Consider the following 984-nt stretch of genomic DNA (forward strand, 5'->3'; position numbering starts at 1 on the left):
GTCGGGACGCGTGCTACGCGGAGGTGGTCAGCACCACGCGGCGGCCCGGCTCGGTGGGAGCGGTCCAGGCCCGCTCGACCTCGGCGAGCGGCACCGGCTGCGCGGCGGCGGTGAGGGTACCCGCGGCCAACTGCTCTATCAAGGACGGCAGTTCGGCGACGATGCCGGCCGCGGTGAGGGACCCCTGGCCGCTGCCCATGATCCGCAGGTTGGCCGCGCGGAGCACGAAGGACGGCAGGGTGATGTCCGGCCCGGCCATGGAACCGATCTGGATCCAGTCGAGCGCAGCGCTGCGCTCGGTCCGGCGGGTGAGCAGGGCGGGGATGGCCAGTTGGGTGGGGACGCCCCAGGTGTAGTCGATCACGACGTCGACATCGGCGGCGGCCTCGCCCAGCCGGCCGGCGGCCTCCGCCGGATCGCCGGCCAGGGAGACCACGGTGGTCGCGCCCAGTCCGGTGAGCAGCGCCAGCCGGTCGGCGTCCCGCCCGGCGGCTACGACGTGGGCCGCGCCGAGGTGGCGGGCGATCTGCACGGCCATCTGCCCGGCGTTGCCGGTCGCGCCGAGCACCAGCACGCTCCGCCCGGACTTGAAGGCGACCCGGCTGCGCAGCGCCACCCACGAGGACATGGCCGGGTTCATCGCGGCCGCGATCACCACCGGGTCGGCGTCCTCGGGCAGCGGTACGGCGCGGCGCGGGTCGAGGATCGCCTGCTCGGCCATCGTGCCGGGTGCGTCGTCGTCGGCCACGAAGTACACGCGCCGGCCGTCGGGCAGCCGTCCCACGCCGTCGACGCCGGGGATCATCGGCAGGCGTCCGTCGCTGGTGTAGTGGGTGCCGTCCGCTCCGGATCGGACCCGGGGGTGCAACCCTGCGGCGAGCACGTCCACCAGAACCTGGTCCCCGGTCGGGGCGGGGGTGGCGAACTCCTCGTAGCGGGGCGGGTGGTCGAACGAGCGGACGACGGCGGCGCGCATGGCGACTC

Annotated in this window: 1 protein-coding gene; it reads right to left on the bottom strand. The window is 75.0% G+C overall.

Features of this window, described 5'->3' with window-relative positions; genetic code table 11:
- Positions 1-13 precede the first annotated feature (13 nt).
- A partial coding sequence (locus tag AC13HU_RS37665; protein WP_483046506.1) for a quinone oxidoreductase family protein occupies positions 14-984 on the bottom strand: 971 nt, incomplete at its 5' end.

The organism is Streptomyces sp. NH27 (assembly GCF_056859195.1).